The sequence below is a fragment of the Bacillus sp. FAU20 genome, from assembly GCF_056033865.1.
In genome coordinates, this window is the sequence record NZ_JBVYHY010000013.1 from 93638 (window position 1) to 110523 (window position 16886).

A 16886-nucleotide genomic window follows, 5' to 3' on the forward strand; every position below is an offset into this window, starting at 1 on the left:
CATAGGAAAGGATTTTACAAACATTAAATACGATTGACAACGCGAGATTACAAGTGTAATATTCAGTTGTGGATTACAAGTGTAATACAGGGAGGTGTAATTTTAAACAATGAAAGAATTACCTAAAATTTCGGAAGCCGAATTAGAAGTAATGAAAATATTATGGTCAAAATCTCCACAAACAGCGAATGAGGTGATTGAAGCGTTAGAGGTGAAAATGGATTGGAAACCCAAAACGATTCGAACGCTGATTAATCGATTAGTTCACAAAGAAGCAGTGGCTTACCATCAAGATAAAGGGCGTTTATACTCTTATTATCCTTTGGTATCTCAAGATAGTTATTTACAAGTAGAAACGAAATCTTTACTTAAACGTTTCTATGGTGCAGCATTTAAACCTTTACTTGTAAATTTCTTAAAAGAAGAAAAGCTGTCTTCAGAAGATATTAACGAACTTAAACGTATTCTGGATGAGAAAACTGAGGAAAATCAGAGGAAGGATAGATTATAGTGATAGAAAAATTTATAAATATCTATCTACCTGCTTTTTTTGATTGGATAATTGAGACTTCCATTATGGCTAGTATATTAGTGGTACTAATCTTGTGTATTAAGGTCTTGTTTAGGAATAAGTTAACTCCACGCTGGCAGTATATGCTATGGATCATATTAATTATAAGACTTGTATTACCTTGGTCGCCAGATAGCCCCTATAGTATCTATTCTGTTCTTACTTACAAGAATGATGATGCATTTATTTCTAGTCAAAATCCTGTAGCTAATTTTCTTACAAAAGAACGTATGCAAGAATTAAAAGATGTAGACGATACAAAGGTTCTCACAAAAGAAGATACTTATACCTCAAATTCAACAAAAACTGGTCAGGCAAACAAGACACAAACAGGCATGAATGAAAAGCAGGATGATGAGACGATTCCATTCTATACAATCTGTATGTATATTTGGCTTACTGGCGTTATCCTTCTAAGTGTTGCTACTTTTATAATGAACAGGCGTTTATTACTTTACATAAAAAAACAACCTGTTATTACAGACGAGAAGATTGTCCAGATTTTTGAAAAGTGTAAGCAATCTATGTTTATTCAACGGAATATCCCTCTATTTGTATCTGGAAAGGTTTCCAGTCCAACAGTGTTTGGATTTATTCGTCCCAAGTTGTTATTGTCAACTGTACATATAAAAATATTAGATGAGCAACAGTTACGATATATTTTTTATCATGAATTAGCTCACATCAAGCGAAGAGATGTCGGTGTGAACTGGCTTATGCATAGCTTACTAATTTTAAATTGGTTTAATCCCATTCTATGGTATGCCTACTCATGTATGCGGGAAGATCAAGAACTAGCATGCGATGCATTAGCTCTTACATGTATAGATGCAGAGGAACAAATCGCGTATGGACATACTATTATTAGTCTATTGGAGCACTACTCAAGTTATTATCAAGTACCAAGTATAGCAAATTTTAGTAAAAACAAGAGAGCGTTAAAAAGGAGAATTTTAATGATTAAAAAATTCCAAAAAAAATCATATCGTTGGTCTGCGATAGGGGCTGTGGCAGTTATTGCAGTTTCATCTGTATCCTTATTAAACGCCCGTGCTGATAAGCCGACTAACCCTGAAAAACAACAAATAGAAGTGAAAAATAATATGAAAGAATTAAAAACACAAACCGATATTCCTATACAGCAAATTGTAGAAAAAATGATTGGTACAAAAGAACAAGCAGAAGCAGAATTTTTTGTTTCCGAAGGAGACTATAATACTTTACTTACAGAGATTGGAGTGGCGAGGAATCTGTTTACGAAAGAAGAATTTGATCGATTCATTACATTGGAAACAGAAGCACATATTTTAGATAAAAAAGTAAGGCAAGTAGGAAGTCCTGAAAAGTTAGACCCAGAAGAGGAAAAAAAATATGAGAAAAACAGTGAAGAAATTGGACCATTTAGAGAGAAAATTCATTCGCATTTTAGATTAACTAAAAAGGAAGCACAGAAATATGTTGATTTTCCAATTAACACCCCAAGTTATGTGGTAAAAGGGTTTAAATTAACTGGAGAAGGTGTTAATACACCGATGACTACTGGAAAAATGAATCCCGATTTTATTTATGAATATCAAAATGAAAGTAAAGATAATGTATATATTGTGCACCAATCTGCAGTTACTGCTGAGGGAATAGAATTCTCGAATAAAAAAGCGGATTATAATGAAAAGGTAACAAATTATGAATTAGAAGGTACAAAAATAACCTTAGTTGAAAGTCTTGATACAGAGGAAACCTATAAAGTAATGCAAATGATTGTTCCTGCAAAAGGAAAGAATAGCGCTTTTCAAGTCTTTATTATTGCAGGTGATTTAAGTAAAGAAGAAACAGAGAAAGTTATGCTGTCCTTTCTAAAATAAAAATAGAGTCTCATAATTCCGTTTAAATAGATAAACAAAGAAGAGGGTATTATGTTCAATATACGAGCATATATCCTCTTTTCTTATACATATTAGATTAGTAATACAGATATTGAAAATCATGATAATGATACACGTAGTTATATATAACTGAAGCAACTCCTTTATAAAAAAGTACTCACCTTCTTGTCCTAAAACAATGATAGAAATAGAAGTATCTACTTTCTTGTCTAAAAAGTATCCATTTTCATGTCTTTGTACAAGTTTTGAATAAAGTTGCGACGTTTATAAAAAAGACGCAATACTTTATGTCTTTAATTAAAGATTTCTAAATGAGTTCTGATAAAACTTTATTCTAATCCAACAAAAAGGGCGTGTAGAATGGAAGAATATTGTATTTCCTTTCAGCAAAGGTTTAAAAAAATTCTTGTTATAATCGTCATTTTTTTGTTCATTATGATTCCCATGTATGGTGCAGAGTCGACATATCCTTAGGCAATTCTCATAGGTGTAAAATCTATGGAGGCGATTTTAATAAAGAAAATTAGATTTCACGTATCATAATATGTTATAAAAAATAATTTTCCCAAACAATAGTCTACATTTAATCTTGTGTAGACTTAATCAGCTAAATGGAGAAGGTATTGTATATTTTGGATAGATTTCTTGCGAGTTGTGTACTTTCAACTGGGGTATTACTAAATAACCCTATTATTTCTAAAGCAGAAGAAGCTTCTAAACAGATAACGGTCAGTAAAGAAGAGGCTCGGAAAAAAGCGGAATTATACGTAAAGGGAGTAATAAAGAGGGGACCAGACACAAAAACAGGTTGTGGAGAAAGTCTTCTTCACAACCTGAGAGTAAGTTATATATACAAATATGACCTGTTCTTTTAACTATTTAGTCTTTTATAATCTGTTATAGTCGATATAACTAGAGTCATAATAAATCCACTGATCTGTTCCAATTCTTAGCCAACCATTCTTTTCTTCATATACTGTAACTTTATCGCCTTTACTTGTCTTTCTAACAATAGAATAGTTTGTCCCTGATCCGCTTCGAACATTTACCCCAATACCATTAATTTGAGCCGTTCCAATTAACTTTTCAACACTACTATTTTCAATTACTTGTAGCATATTTAGAATGAATGTTGCTGTTTCACCACGAGTTGTTGTTCCTTTAGGGTCGTATTGATTGTCACCCTTACCTCTTACAATACCTAGGCCATACAATCTTTGTACGTCTTCTTTATAGCTAATTTGGTCTTTGTCTGAGAATGGTAGGTTTACAACCGGTCCCCATATACCTTTATACTGTAAAGCCTTGTTTACAATAATTGCTGATTCTTCTCTTGTAATAGGTGTGTTTGGGTCAAAATAACCATCACCTCTACCTAGAATAATACCTGCACTTGCAGCACGTTTAATACCATCTCGTAAAGTTGAGTTTGCATCGTTTAGGTCTTTAAATGAAGCATCTCCAGCTGGCAGGTTTAGAGATTTAGAGATTAATTGAGCAAATTCAGCTCTTGTTATCGCTCTATTAGGTGCGAAAACTCCGTTTCCTTCCCCTATCATAATACCCCTTCTATTTAACTCTCGTATAGCTTCTTCATACCAACCTCCAGTAATGTCATCTTTTGGTTGATAAAGATTATTATAATACCCACCAACACCATTTACGAATGCATCCCATTGTCCATTATTAATCATATTAGCAGGACAGATTTTACCACTCCATCTTTGGTGTTTTACAATGTTATTTAACGGTACACCAGTTTCTTTCATTAAATAAGCTACAAGTTTCTTAGCATTATCTACCGCTTTACTATAGTTACCGTCACTGTTAACTGCGATTTCAATTGCAATAGATTCTCTATTACCTGGACCATCACCGTCTCCTGCGTGCCATCCGTTCTCGTTTAATGGTAGGTGTTGATAAATCTCTTTATCGTCTACTGTAAAATGCCACGATGCAGCTCGGTCTGTGTTGCCTACTGCTTGGTTATATAGGTATTGGGCGTGGTTTCTAGCACCTGCTCCTACACTTGTATTATCAGTCTCATGAATTGTAATGTACTTTGGGTTCATATAGTTTTGAGGACGAATATTATCGTTACCTGCTGGAACAATCCATTCAGTGAATAGAACACCATTTATTGTACTAGAGGTGCTAGGTGATATGGGAGACAGACTACGTTTTGTTCTGTTTGAATTGTTAGGAACAGTTAGTGTACCTGTTTCTTCATGAATACCTTCTGAACGTTGAAGACTATCTACTTTCTTATTGTCGACAGTACCTCCACCACGTCCGTCTACCTCTTTAAAACTAGCTTCAATACTTTTTAAAGCCTGTTCATCTGATGTTGTTTTACTTTGTTCCTGAACGTTTGTAGGTTGCTTATTGTTTACTAATTGTTGTTCCTCTGCAAACGATACCAATGGTGAAGATAATACCGTTAATCCTGCCGTGAATGCTACTACTTTTTTATTAAATTTAATGTTCATTTCTAATTTGGTATACCTCACTATTTTAATAGATATACCTTCCTCCTTGTACTTCTTTTAGTGTGAATGTTAGTTTAAATAATGGTAGCCTGAACCCTCAAAATAACAGATTGATTTTACATTTCATATGTCAAACCGACATCTATAAATCCTACATGAAATGTTAGTACTTTAGAATTATAACACAGCACAGTTGCAATACTTCCAAGACTCTTGCAAGTAATCTCCTAACCTTGGATATACTGATAGTATGACTCTAAAAAAGGTATAATCACAACGCTATCAAGCTAACAAAATAAAATCCCCCCTAAAATGAAAAAACACGATCTATTCTTTCTATAAAAACATAAAAATAGATCGTGTTTTTTCATGTATAAATTTGTATTTAATATTCAAAAGCATTTAAGTCCTATAGGTTTCCTACAAAGAAGCATGGAATTTTATCTATTAGGGGTAGCACCACATCACCATCAACTTAAGAAATTAATTGTCCCCCAAAACGAAAAAAATGAGTCGAATTCTCATAAATAATTGTAAAAAGGTAAAATTCTCGTTATGGAGATGTCTCAGAATTTCAGCTTGATGGGCATGGCGTGCTACTCCAAGATTCAAAAATATTAATAAACTGAAAGAGCATGTTTTTTAAAATGTTTATTAAAAACATGCTCTTATTGTATTAAATGGCGAACTTTTTTCACTTCTTATTGAACAGCCTCGTTCCATCAAGAAGAAAATAAGCCAGACCCATTAATGATCTCATCACTAGAAATTAACGTTGTTTCAAATATGGTTTTATTATGCTTTTTCATGAAAGATTGAACAACCTCATAACCTACTGCATAACCTGCACAAAAAGAAAGACCTACAGGTTGATATCCCTCTTGTTTAGCAATCTCATCACCAAACATATAGCTACTTACTTCTGCAAATCCTTTTATGTTTAACGCTTCTCCAATAACATAGATCGAATACTCTAAATCGTCTTTTTCCATACTAGTCACCCAAGGTCCCAGGTGCTCTGTTCCATACAGTTCTTTTGCAAAGGAATCCGCTAGGCCTTCTATGACAAGGTAATCTCCCACTGTTACATTTCCATGATCCCAATCAAAATAGGAAAATCGAATATTGTGATGGAACTCATGGGCAATAACAGCAGGAATTTTAGGTAAATTGTAATCATTTGGATATATATTCACAGTAATATACCCTGGAATACCTCCAAATCCCGTATATCCCTGCTGGAGTTTCAATTTACATGGGTCTGCAACATACAATCCAAATTTTATTTCATTTGCATTCACTTTCAAACCTGCTTTGTTAGCATTTTCTATACAAGTTTTGATAGTATTCTCTGCTACCACATAGGCATTATTATCTTTTAAGATGGAGAGACCCTGTTGAATTTGTTCATCGTTAGAAATGTCTGCATAACCTAACATTTTCGTAGCTATTAATACGTCATAACCATTTTCTTGTTTTGCTTTTATAGGAACATTTATTAAATTCCACATGTCCGTTAATGGCGCCATCATAGTATAACGAAAAAAGTTTTTTCTCTCTTCTAAATCCGTAATTGCAAGTAATTCCTTGTATTGTTCGTATGTGTTAATTAATTTATAGTCCATACTCATTTCAATCACCTCTTTCGCAAATATCTAGTATTGTAATTTTGAAGTAACTTTATATTTTTCATAAGATCTTCTTCGGAGTCAGTTAATTCCAAATGTAATAATATATTTTCTAGGTCTGCAATCATTTGAGTCATATCATTTTTAATAAAGGTTAATGAAGGTTGTCGGTCTATTAAAGCTTTAAGTTTATAACCTGTTATTTTTGCAGCAAGGATTTGCACAATTTTTTCTAAGTCTGACTTGAATAAAACCAACTGACCGTTGTCATTCCTTTTTGCATTTAATAAATCTAAATTAGAATAGTATCGTATAGAACGTTCAGTAAGCCCTGTTACTTTGTAAACTTCCCCCGTTGTAAACAGCGTAATTCACCTCCATATTACAAGCTTAAAGTATTACGCTACGTTACTGTCAACTAAAAAGAAATACCCTCAATATGAAAAAAATACGTTATTCTTTTTGTAGAATCATAGGAAAGGATGGCGTTTTCATATGTCTATTTCTATACCTGATGAATTACAATTATTTGCTCAAGAGATTCAAAGGTTTTTATCTCCAAATGCCTTACAGAATCTTGCTAGAGATGTTGGTTTTGTCCAACGAATGAGTAAGTACCAAGCAAAAGATTTAGTCGCTTTATGTGTATGGATGAGCCAAAATGTCGCTACGACTTCTTTAACTCAGTTATCTAGCCGTTTAGAATCATCAACGGTTTAATCAAGCAGCTGTTCAATTTTTACAACACATATTAGCCGAACTTTTAAACAAAAAATTGGTTTCATCTATGCCGATTTCCTCTACATATACTTCTATTTTTAAGCGTATTCGTATTTTAGATTCAACAGCATTTCAACTACCTGATTCCTTTTCAAGCGCTTATCCAGGTGCTGGAGGATGTAGCCATACAGCAGGATTAAAAATCCAATTGGAGTATGATCTATTAAGTGGACAGTTTTTACATATTCATACAGGTCCAGGAAAACAACATGATCGAACCTATGGTTCTCTGTGTGTTCCAACCGTGAAAGAAAATGATTTGTGTATTCGGGATTTAGGCTATTTTCATCTGAAAGATCTTCAACATATACAAGATAAAAAGGCTTACTATATCTCTCGTATTAAATCAAATACACGTATTTATAAAAAAAATCCTAATCCTGATTATTATCAAAACGGAAAACTAAAGAAGAAAACAGAATATAAACAGATAGATTTGGAGGTATTAATGAATTCTCTTCAACCAGGGCAAACATACGAAATATCTGATGCTTATGTAGGAATGATTGATAAAGTGTCCGCTCGTGTCATTGTTCATCGACTTACAGAAGAACAGCAACAAAAACGATTACAAGATCAGGCTATAAGAGAAAAAAAGAAGGGAACAAAGTATTCTGCTCGTAGTAAACGACTTAGCGGTATCAATGTATATATGACAAATACTCCTATAGATATTGTCCCAATGGGACAAGTACATGATTGGTATTCTTTACGTTGGCAAATCGAGATTTTATTTAAAACGTGGAAATCATTCTTTCGTATTCATCATTGTAAAAAGATAAAACGAGAACGATTGGAATGCCATTTGTATGGGCAATTGATTGCCATTCTACTCTGTTCTTCTACCATGTTTCAAATGCGGCAATTACTTCTTATGAAAAAGAAACGAGAACTGAGTGAATATAAGGCCATATATATGATTAAAGATTACTTTCTTCTTTTTTTCCAAGCTATACAGAAAGACACCCAAGAGCTATCAAAGATTCTCATTCGCCTGTTCAACCTCCTACAGCAAAACGGGCGAAAATCTCATAGGTATGAAAAGAAAACAATCTTTGACATATTAGGTGTCGTTTACAATTGTACCCTGTCTGATAATCAAGCCGCTTAATTCAAAAAAGTGAAACCCGTTAGGGTTTATTTCGTATGCAAATCTTTCAATCACCTACATTTGCCCTATAGAAAAAAGAAACAATCTCATCTAAAATTGATTTTACATAAACTTAGCTTGATAGAGATGTGGCGCTACCCCTAAAAGTACAAGTTCTTAATTAAAGGTTTGTACTTTTTTATTATGACTTACTGTAAGTTGTGAAATAAAACTCTGTTTTGTAAACAAATGTGAACAGAATTTTATTTTATTTTTTTGTTTTGTTTATTTTTTCTGAATAATACGTATTGACAAAACAACAGTGCCAATATAGAATTGGTTTTGTTCACCGGTGAACATTATATAGGGTTTTTGTTTAGTATCATTTTATTCATTATTTTTAACATCAAGATATTCTATCTCCTTTGCATATAGTTTGAAATATTGTTGGTTATTTAAAATCAATAAAACGGTTTATATTGATAAAATTATTTAAAGGGATGATTGTATGACAAATGCTATAGCGGTAAGAAATGTACGAAAGTTTAGTTCTCACCCCTTATCTACTAATTGTGCTGAAATATTAAAACGTAGTAAGCATGCAATAATAGGTATTAGTCCGTTTAATAGTAGATTTTCTGATGAATATATTAATAGACTCATTGAATGGGCATTACATACTTTTGATGATGTTAGTGTTTTATTAGCTGGAAAAGAAGCTGCAAATTTACTTGAGGCTTTAGGAACACCAAAAGGTAAAGCGGAAAGAAAAGTTAGAAAAGAAGTATCTCGAAATAGAAGATCAGCTGAAAAGGCACTTAAAGAGCATGGTGGTAATGTAAATGCTATCCATACTTTTTCTGATTTTAATGATAACAATGCATATAATTGCATGAGAGCTGAAGCGGAAAATATTTTTTCAAACGAAACTCACTTTCGAAATGCTTGCTTAGAAATGTCACATGCAGCCATTTTAGGTAGGGCAAGAGGTACCAATATAGATATTAATCACATATCAAATGACATGCTAAATATTGCAGTAGAATATGTAATTGCAGAGCTTCCATTTTTCATTGGCGGAGCTGAAATTTTAGGAACTCAAGAAACTGTACTTATTTATCATAAACCATGGGAACTTGGTGAACAGATAGTTAGAAATGATTTTTCTATCAAGATGAAACCAAATCAAGGTTATTTAATGGTACAAGAAATAGAAGATTTATCTTAGCAAATGATAAGTAACCAATACAAGGGGGAAGTAATATGTCAAATACTATGCAAACGGTAAATATATTAACAGAGGAATTTCAAGAAGATCCATATAAATATTTTTCATACCTACGTCAGAATGACCCAGTACATTATGAATCAGAGATTGATAGTTATTTTATTAGCAGATATCAAGATGTCCGTAATATATTGAATGATACTGAAACATTTACAACAAAATCATTAGCTGAACGTGCTGAGCCAGTAATGCGTGGACCAGTATTAGCACAAATGCGTGGAAAAGAGCATGTTGCGAAAAGAAAAATTGTTTTAAGGAGTTTTATGGGAGATGCTTTACAAAAATTAATGCCTTTAATTAAAAAGAATGCAGAAGATTTACTATCTCCACACCTTCCAAATGGAAAGATAGATTTAATTAATGATTTTGGCAGAACATTTGCTGTTTATGTAACAATGGATATGATTGGATTAGATAAGAAAGATCATAAGAAGATAGGAGAATGGCATAGTGGTGTAGCTGAGTTTATTACCAGTATAAATCAACCACCAGAGGCCAAAAAACATTCTCTTTGGTGCAGTGAACAGTTGGCTAATTATTTAGAACCAATTATTAAAGAGCGACGATTAAACCCACAGGAAGATTTAATTTCTAAATTATGCAGTGCTAAATATGAAGGAATAGCTATGACTGATACTGATATTCTAGCATTGATATTAAATATATTATTAGCTGCAACAGAACCTGGTGATAAAACACTTGCTTTATTAATCTATAATTTAATTAACCAACCGAAACAACTGCAAGATGTATTAAATGATCGCTCATTAGTACCATTAGCTATTGCAGAAACTTTACGTTACAATCCACCAGTGCAATTGATTCCTCGTCAATTGTCAAAAGATACAGAAATAAATGGTATTCAATTATCCAAAGGAACTACAGTATTTTGTATGATTGGTGCAGCGAACCGTGATCCCAACGCATTTGAAAGACCTGATGAATTCAACATTTATCGTCCTGATCTTGATATTAAAAAGGCATTTAGTGGTGCTGCAAGACATCTTGCATTCGGATCAGGTATTCATAATTGCGTAGGAGCAGCGTTTGCAAAATCAGAAATTGAAATAGTTGTAAATGTAGTCTTAGATAATATGAAAAACATTAAATTAGCGGAAGATTTTCAATATATTGAAAAAGGACTTTATACACGTGGACCTATTTCTATGCCTATTCTTTTTGATAAGTTAGTTTAAAAATAAGATTGCGATTTTAATTACTAATATAATTCAATTTTGCTAAGGGGTTACAACCCCTTAGTTTTTTATTTTTATGAAAAGGTTAACATTTATACCTTCTAAGCTAATATAACAAAAAATTAAATACATTGTTTCCATGCTTCTAAAAATTTAGTTACAACTTGTAACTCGGAATCATCAAATTGTTGGAATAACTCACTGTAACGCTTATGTGCAATTTTGTGCAACTTTTTATGAACAATGGCTAACTGTATTCCCTTATCAGTTAAAGTATAAAAGATTTCCTTCTTATTATCTGTATTTTGATGCGTCAATAAAATTCTATTATCAATAAGAACGCGAATAGCTTTGGAGATGGTTGCTTTAGAAATATTAAGTTCCATAGATAATAGAGTGTTATTTATTTGTTGTTTACTCTCATGAATCACCGAAACAATATGTAGTTGCGTTAGAGTCCAATTTTTATTTATATTTTCATATTCACTAACTAATTCTTTAATCATCTCTTGAGATGCATATTTTTTCTTTTCTCTTGTTATGACAAAGTCTTCAATAGCTTTTAAGGTTTGTTTATGGACCAAATTTGTCATAATAATTTCTCCTATCTAATATTATTGTTTACCAGTTAACAATATAAAGTTTACCAGTAAACAATAATTAGGTCAACAATTTAAAAAAGGACTTTTATGTATTGAAACTAACTCTTTAATATAATAGGGCTTTATTAGGTTAAATTATGAAAAATGTATACATTAAAGGTGCTTACATAATTAGTTAAATTCCAACTTATCAATTGACAATTGATAAGTGAAGATATAAAATCAAAATAGTTTACCGGTAAACAAAAAGAAAAAAATAGATAAAGAAGGGTAGAAGCATTTAAATGAATAAGGGCATAAAACAGAAAATTTACGATAATTATCTACATTTGTTACACCTCAATGAACAAAAGGCAGATAAGGATATTGAGACTTTTTTTAAGCAAGCAAAAATGGATGAAATAGAACATGTACCGACAAATATGACAAGTATACACGTAATTGCCTGTATTGGTGAGAATCAACCAATAAATAATATTACAATTGCAAGGAAAATGAATTTATCTAAAGCGAATATCACAAAAATTAATACCAAATTAATAAAAGAAAATTTAATCACCCGTTTTCAGTCAATTGATAATAAAAAGGAGGTATATTATCAACTTACTCCGGCAGGACAATCACTTTGTGAATTACATCAGAAAATTCATGACCAGAAAGAAAATGAATTTTATCAGTTCGTTGATTCATTTTCTGAAATTGAACAAAGTGCAATATTGAAGTTTTTACAAAATATAAACGATAAAATGTTGGGAAAATAAAGTTATTATAACTTAAATAAATTAGCTAATTATGAATAATCTTTAGGAGGGATAGCATGAACCGTGTTAAATCAAGTGCTTCTTTTCTTTTATATTTGTTGTGTATTAGTGCTTTTTTCGCTTCTTTAAACCAAAATATATATTCTCCAATAATCCCCATAATCCGGGATTCATTCCAAGTATCTGTAACAATGGTTAACCTTTCGGTTTCCATATTTATTTTTATTACGGCAATTATGCAAATTGTTTTTGGTTCTATAATTGATTTTAAAGGTGCTAGGACCATTCTTATTCCGAGTATTATTTTAACAATTATAGCAAGTATTGGTTGTGCAATTACAAGTAACTTTACAGTGTTTTTAATATGTAGGATTTTACAGGCTGTAGGGACAGCTGCAATACCACTTATTGCGGCAACTACAATTGGTACTGTATTTCAAGGAGAACAACGAGGAAGTGCAATGGGTACATATCAAACCATGTTATCCATTGCCCCTGCTGTTGCACCTGTGTTAGGAGGTTTTATTGGGGAAAAAATATAATTACCCAGGTGTTTTCTGGCTACTTGTAGTAGTATCTATAATTCTATTCATTACTAATTGGTTATATTTCCCTGAAGATCGTATGGGGAGTAAAAAAGAAATGAGTGGAAAAACACTTATATCTCACTATGCTTCTATATTTAAAAGCAAAGTGGGAAGCTCCATATTAATATTAAGTTTCTTTGCATTTTTTCTTTATTTCTCCTTCATTGTTTACTTACCAATTTTATTAACAGATCATTATCAATTAAGTTTACAGGTAGTGGGTTTACTTTACTTACCAATGGCTATAAGTTTAATAATTGGCAGTATGACCTTTAAAAAAATTCAATCAAAAATTTCACAAAAAAATCTTTTTATAACTGGAAATGTAGTCTTAGCTTTAAGCGTAATATTATTTGCTGTGACACACTCGAATACTTTAATTGGTGTAACAGTTTCTTTAATTCTCCACGGAATATCAATTGGTATCCTCACTCCTTTATTTGCTACTATGATTGCAAATGAATTTGAACATAATAGGGGAAGTGCAATGGGAATGTTTAACTTTATTAGATATATGGGAATGGCTGTCGGACCAATTGTTTCGGGATTATTATTAGCACATTTTAAGCCTACAGTTGTATTTGCTCTATTTGGCGTATTTTTTATTTTTCTCTCTTTTGGCATGCTTATACGGATTAGTAAGAGATCTATTAAAATCGTGCCAAAACAAGAAAATCTAAAATAAGAAAATGATTTATTAAAAAGAATTAATAGTATATAGAATGTATAATTAAAATATTATTCATAATAATATTATGGTAAATTAAATGATAATCTTGTTCATAACAAAATATGTATATATTATTTTTAAAATTTAGAATAAGGTAATTAGAAATTTCAATAAGAGAAATTAGATTTGGTTAAGTAATAAAAAAAAGTGTAGAAAGGTTTAATCTGTACCCTTTGTAAAGGACATTTTGAAAAAAGTTAGGCAACATCAAGAAGATGATTTCTGTATCCAACAGGAGTCATCTTTTTTAAATTCCATTGATATCTATAATGATTATAATACGTCATATATTTCTTAATCTCTTGTTTCAATTCATTAAAGGACACGCAAGGTTTTATATGAGCTTCATCTTTCAGATGACCAAAAAATGATTCTTGTGGGGCGTTATCCCAACAGTTTCCTCTTCTTGACATGGATTGTCCAAGGTTTAGCTTTTTAACTAGCTTTTGATAGGTAGGGCTTGTGTAGTGGGATCCTTGATCTGAATGAATATAAGCACCTTCAGTCAATCGCATATTTGTGACACCTAGCTCTTTATAAAATAAATTTATTAGATTATAAATAATGGAATTAAATAGCTGAGGTTTTTTAAATGAAAAAGATAAATACCCCCGTTTTGTAATCACAGCTTGCTTACGGAAAGGTTCAAAGGAGTAATCATGTTCTTTATACGTGGATAGAGGGGAAATTTCTTCGTCTTCTGTAAGAATCTTGCCGTCTGCTCCATTGATTTCTATTACTCTCGCTATTTTTCCGGTATGTTGATGTGTTAATAATTGATATAAATATATATCTTTGTCTTGAATCTTAGCAATGAATGTTTTTCGCTCTTTTGATGTAGTTTTTTCATAAGTAAGTTGAAAAGTTTCAAGGTCATCTTTATCAATGATATATACTTCTTTTTCGCGTTTTTCAATCTTTGAAGCAGGTAGTTTTCCAGATTTGATATATGTAAACACAGTAGATGGTGCTACATTAAGAATCTCAGCTGCTTTTTTTGTACTATAACCCTCAATCTCTTCGATATTTTTTAAACGTTCAATATCCTCTAAATAGAAAATCTTACTACCGAATTGCTTCCAGTTATCTTTATATACACATTCTATTAATCCATCTTTTTCTTTCTTTAAAATTGTTTGTACCGTTACTCCTAATAAGTTGGCTGCCTCTTTTGTCGTTACAGTAGGTTTTGTAATGAACAATAAATCTTGTGTCATGAAAGGACACCTCCATAACTATTGTTTACTAATATTTTATATATGTATATATCATATATTTATTATGTATAGTTTGGAAAAATTACCATTTACACACAATCAGTATTAGTGTATTATTCATCTAGTACACTAATACTGAGGAGGGGGAGAAATGGAAAACGAGTTTTCTCCTAATATCCCGATTTATATTCAGGTAATGGAATACATAAAAAAGGAAATTGTAACAGGTCGTTTAGCACCGGGTGATAAAATCCCAGCTGTACGTGAACTAGCCAGTGAATTACAAGTGAATCCAAATACGATTCAACGTACATTTCAAGAGCTAGAACGAGAGGGGATTGCTGTGACACGAAGAGGAACAGGGAGATTTGTAACGAGTGAAAGAGAAAAGATTACTGAACTACGCAAAGAAATGGCAACAGAGTTGATTGATAATTTTATAAATGGAATGGACAATTTAGGATTTACGAAAGAAGAAATTCTTCCAATCATCCATTCTTCATTAGAAAAGAAAAGGAAGGAAAACGAATGACAGAGTTATTAAAAATTGAAAATCTGTGGAAACGATATAACTTAAAAACAGTGCTTCAAGATTTAAGTGCAACAATTTCTAAAGGGAAAATTATTGGTCTTGTTGGTGATAATGGTAGCGGAAAAACGACATTATTAAAAATGATTGCTGGTTTGCGTTATCCTTCTAAAGGAACTATCACAATTGAAGGTCAGAAGGTAGGAATAGAAACAAAGAAAACTGTTTCATTTATGCCTGATAGTCCTGTTTTTGACGAGTGGATGACGATAAAAGATGCTGTAGTTTTCTATCGGGATTTTTATAGTGATTTTGATTTTCATCAAGCAATGGACTTAATAGCTGAGTTTAAAATGCCATTAGAAGAGCATATAGTTGCTGTATCAAAAGGTGGAGTGGAAAAATTACAACTTATCTTAACTTTCTCCAGGAAAGCAAAGTTATATATATTAGATGAGCCATTGGGTGGAATTGATCTTGTTTCTAGAAAACATGTACTAGATTTAATTCTTAAATTTTACCGAGAAGATTGTACCATTCTCATTTCAACTCATTTAATAGAAGAAATCGAAAATATATTTGATGAAGTAATCTTTTTAAAAGACGGAACTATTATATTACATGAAAACGTAGAGGAAATTCGTTTTCATCACGGGAAAGCAGTACATGAGTTGTTTAGGGAGGTGTTTAAGCAATGAATCCACTTTTTCTCTATTTATATAAATGCAATAGAAAAAAAATAGCAGTCTTTTATTCTGGTTTTATTATTATTTCTTTACTTCTTTTATTTAGTACGATAGGTCTCTCAAGAGTACTACCTCCGTTTATAATGGATTTAGTATTACTCATATACCTAATAATAATTGGTATAGCTGCATTTTTACTTCTTCTAATAGCGCTACCTTCTTTCAATAAAATATTAAAAAATTCTATGATTCGTTATACAGCCATCCAAACCAGAATATATATATATACGAATTTATTATTTTTTACATTAATGTTTATTATTTTATTAGGTATAGGCTTAATTTTTTCATATTATTTTTCACAAAGTCTTTATGATGGAAAAGTAATTGGTTATAATCCGAGTCTTTATGGTGAGGAATTAACCGGAGAATTTCGACAAGAATATCACAAGTTGTATAGTTATGGAATCTTCCAACACATATTTGCCTTTCTTTTATGGGGAATCGATTTCATGAGTATCCTTATTTCTTGTTATTTTATCATAGCCATTATAAGGCTGTTTCCAGTGAAGTCATGGATGAGTAAAATAATTTTATTCATCATTTTCGTTGCTATCTTTTCAACAATACAAACAATAGTAATGGATGTGTTAAATAAATTAGAGAAATATGCAGTTACTATTAAAAGTTCTGGGTTCATGGATAAGAATGATTTTTTTGATACATCATTTTACCCTATTGAAGATTTCACTATTTTGGGTCTATGTTTTACTTGCTTGTTAATAATTGTACTCGTAGCGATTACAGGTCGCATTATCAATAAGAAATTAGAGATATAAAAAATCACTT

At 31.7% G+C, this 16886-nt stretch carries 13 protein-coding genes and 4 pseudogenes; 11 read left to right on the top strand and 6 right to left on the bottom strand.

Annotation, left to right across the window (positions count from 1 at the left end; genetic code table 11):
- Positions 1-109: 109 nt before the first annotated feature.
- The 3 genes from AC0OM3_RS11685 (at position 110) to AC0OM3_RS11695 (ending at position 3329) form a co-directional block, all read left to right on the top strand.
- On the top strand, positions 110-511 hold the full coding sequence (locus tag AC0OM3_RS11685) for a BlaI/MecI/CopY family transcriptional regulator (RefSeq protein WP_416098804.1): 402 nt from the start codon (positions 110-112) through the stop codon (positions 509-511).
- Positions 511-2433 (top strand): M56 family metallopeptidase, encoded by a 1923-nt coding sequence (locus AC0OM3_RS11690; RefSeq protein ID WP_474211918.1) that lies wholly within the window; start codon positions 511-513, stop codon positions 2431-2433. The genes AC0OM3_RS11685 and AC0OM3_RS11690 overlap by 1 nt, the downstream gene beginning before the upstream one ends.
- Before the next feature lie 632 nt (positions 2434-3065).
- Positions 3066-3329 carry a hypothetical protein gene (locus AC0OM3_RS11695; protein WP_474211920.1) on the top strand — a complete coding sequence of 88 codons (264 nt, stop codon included), beginning with the start codon at positions 3066-3068 and terminating at the stop codon, positions 3327-3329.
- Between the two features lie 12 nt (positions 3330-3341).
- On the opposite strand, the gene AC0OM3_RS11700 is transcribed toward AC0OM3_RS11695, so the two are convergent.
- The 3 genes from AC0OM3_RS11700 to AC0OM3_RS11710 form a co-directional block, all read right to left on the bottom strand.
- Positions 3342-4943: an S-layer homology domain-containing protein gene (locus AC0OM3_RS11700; RefSeq protein WP_474211922.1), complete on the bottom strand. Its 1602-nt coding sequence runs from the start codon at positions 4941-4943 to the stop codon at positions 3342-3344.
- A 722-nt stretch (positions 4944-5665) separates the two neighbouring features.
- Positions 5666-6574 carry a DUF2268 domain-containing putative Zn-dependent protease gene (locus AC0OM3_RS11705; protein WP_087964045.1) on the bottom strand — a complete coding sequence of 303 codons (909 nt, stop codon included), beginning with the start codon at positions 6572-6574 and terminating at the stop codon, positions 5666-5668.
- A gap of 5 nt (positions 6575-6579) precedes the next feature.
- Complete coding sequence (locus tag AC0OM3_RS11710) at positions 6580-6942, bottom strand: MerR family transcriptional regulator (protein WP_081306186.1); 363 nt, start codon at positions 6940-6942, stop codon at positions 6580-6582.
- 124 nt (positions 6943-7066) lie between these two features.
- On the opposite strand from AC0OM3_RS11710, the pseudogene AC0OM3_RS11715 reads away from it, so the two are divergent.
- From AC0OM3_RS11715 to AC0OM3_RS11725, 3 genes and pseudogenes are all read left to right on the top strand, one after another.
- Positions 7067-8462: pseudogene (locus AC0OM3_RS11715) on the top strand (IS4 family transposase).
- 487 nt (positions 8463-8949) lie between these two features.
- Positions 8950-9669 (top strand): tRNA-dependent cyclodipeptide synthase, encoded by a 720-nt coding sequence (locus tag AC0OM3_RS11720; protein ID WP_474211924.1) that lies wholly within the window; start codon positions 8950-8952, stop codon positions 9667-9669.
- 35 nt (positions 9670-9704) lie between these two features.
- Entirely contained in the window at positions 9705-10925 is a 1221-nt protein-coding gene (locus AC0OM3_RS11725) for a cytochrome P450, cyclodipeptide synthase-associated (RefSeq protein WP_474211926.1), read from the top strand.
- A 122-nt stretch (positions 10926-11047) separates the two neighbouring features.
- On the opposite strand, the gene AC0OM3_RS11730 is transcribed toward AC0OM3_RS11725, so the two are convergent.
- Complete coding sequence (locus AC0OM3_RS11730) at positions 11048-11518, bottom strand: MarR family transcriptional regulator (protein WP_474211928.1); 471 nt, start codon at positions 11516-11518, stop codon at positions 11048-11050.
- Positions 11519-11811: 293 nt separating this feature from the next.
- Here AC0OM3_RS11730 and AC0OM3_RS11735 point away from each other — a divergent pair, with 293 nt between their 5' ends.
- Together AC0OM3_RS11735 and AC0OM3_RS11740 are read left to right on the top strand one after the other, a co-directional pair.
- Positions 11812-12288, top strand: a complete 477-nt coding sequence (locus tag AC0OM3_RS11735; protein WP_135277341.1) for a MarR family transcriptional regulator — start codon at positions 11812-11814, stop codon at positions 12286-12288.
- Positions 12289-12344: 56 nt separating this feature from the next.
- Positions 12345-13560 (top strand): annotated as a pseudogene (locus AC0OM3_RS11740) (MFS transporter).
- Between the two features lie 242 nt (positions 13561-13802).
- Here AC0OM3_RS11740 and AC0OM3_RS11745 read toward each other — a convergent pair.
- Positions 13803-14105 (bottom strand): annotated as a pseudogene (locus AC0OM3_RS11745) (IS3 family transposase); the annotation flags it as partial.
- Positions 14106-14477: 372 nt separating this feature from the next.
- A pseudogene (locus AC0OM3_RS11750) lies at positions 14478-14822 on the bottom strand (helix-turn-helix domain-containing protein); the annotation flags it as partial.
- Positions 14823-14973: 151 nt separating this feature from the next.
- On the opposite strand from AC0OM3_RS11750, the gene AC0OM3_RS11755 reads away from it, so the two are divergent.
- Genes AC0OM3_RS11755 through AC0OM3_RS11765 form a run of 3 tightly spaced genes read left to right on the top strand, consistent with a single transcriptional unit; the run spans position 14974 to position 16876 of the window.
- Positions 14974-15354 (top strand): GntR family transcriptional regulator, encoded by a 381-nt coding sequence (locus tag AC0OM3_RS11755; protein ID WP_474211931.1) that lies wholly within the window; start codon positions 14974-14976, stop codon positions 15352-15354.
- The gene (locus tag AC0OM3_RS11760) at positions 15351-16049 is read left to right on the top strand and encodes an ABC transporter ATP-binding protein (RefSeq protein WP_474211932.1); all 699 of its coding nucleotides are present in this window, start codon (positions 15351-15353) and stop codon (positions 16047-16049) included. The genes AC0OM3_RS11755 and AC0OM3_RS11760 overlap by 4 nt, the downstream gene beginning before the upstream one ends.
- Entirely contained in the window at positions 16046-16876 is an 831-nt protein-coding gene (locus AC0OM3_RS11765; RefSeq protein ID WP_474211934.1) for an ABC transporter permease, read from the top strand. The genes AC0OM3_RS11760 and AC0OM3_RS11765 overlap by 4 nt, the downstream gene beginning before the upstream one ends.
- The last annotated feature ends 10 nt before the right edge of the window (positions 16877-16886 follow it).

Bases quoted from the DNA above. Each gene is read 5' to 3' on its own strand.
- AC0OM3_RS11685 (WP_416098804.1), top strand. From the start codon at position 110: ATGAAAGAATTACCTAAAATTTCGGAAGCCGAATTAGAAGTAATGAAA.
- AC0OM3_RS11695 (WP_474211920.1), top strand. From the start codon at position 3,066: ATGGAGAAGGTATTGTATATTTTGGATAGATTTCTTGCGAGTTGTGTA.
- AC0OM3_RS11700 (WP_474211922.1), bottom strand. From the start codon at position 4,943: ATGAACATTAAATTTAATAAAAAAGTAGTAGCATTCACGGCAGGATTA.
- AC0OM3_RS11705 (WP_087964045.1), bottom strand. From the start codon at position 6,574: ATGAGTATGGACTATAAATTAATTAACACATACGAACAATACAAGGAA.
- AC0OM3_RS11720 (WP_474211924.1), top strand. From the start codon at position 8,950: ATGACAAATGCTATAGCGGTAAGAAATGTACGAAAGTTTAGTTCTCAC.
- AC0OM3_RS11725 (WP_474211926.1), top strand. From the start codon at position 9,705: ATGTCAAATACTATGCAAACGGTAAATATATTAACAGAGGAATTTCAA.
- AC0OM3_RS11730 (WP_474211928.1), bottom strand. From the start codon at position 11,518: ATGACAAATTTGGTCCATAAACAAACCTTAAAAGCTATTGAAGACTTT.
- AC0OM3_RS11735 (WP_135277341.1), top strand. From the start codon at position 11,812: ATGAATAAGGGCATAAAACAGAAAATTTACGATAATTATCTACATTTG.
- AC0OM3_RS11755 (WP_474211931.1), top strand. From the start codon at position 14,974: ATGGAAAACGAGTTTTCTCCTAATATCCCGATTTATATTCAGGTAATG.
- AC0OM3_RS11760 (WP_474211932.1), top strand. From the start codon at position 15,351: ATGACAGAGTTATTAAAAATTGAAAATCTGTGGAAACGATATAACTTA.
- AC0OM3_RS11765 (WP_474211934.1), top strand. From the start codon at position 16,046: ATGAATCCACTTTTTCTCTATTTATATAAATGCAATAGAAAAAAAATA.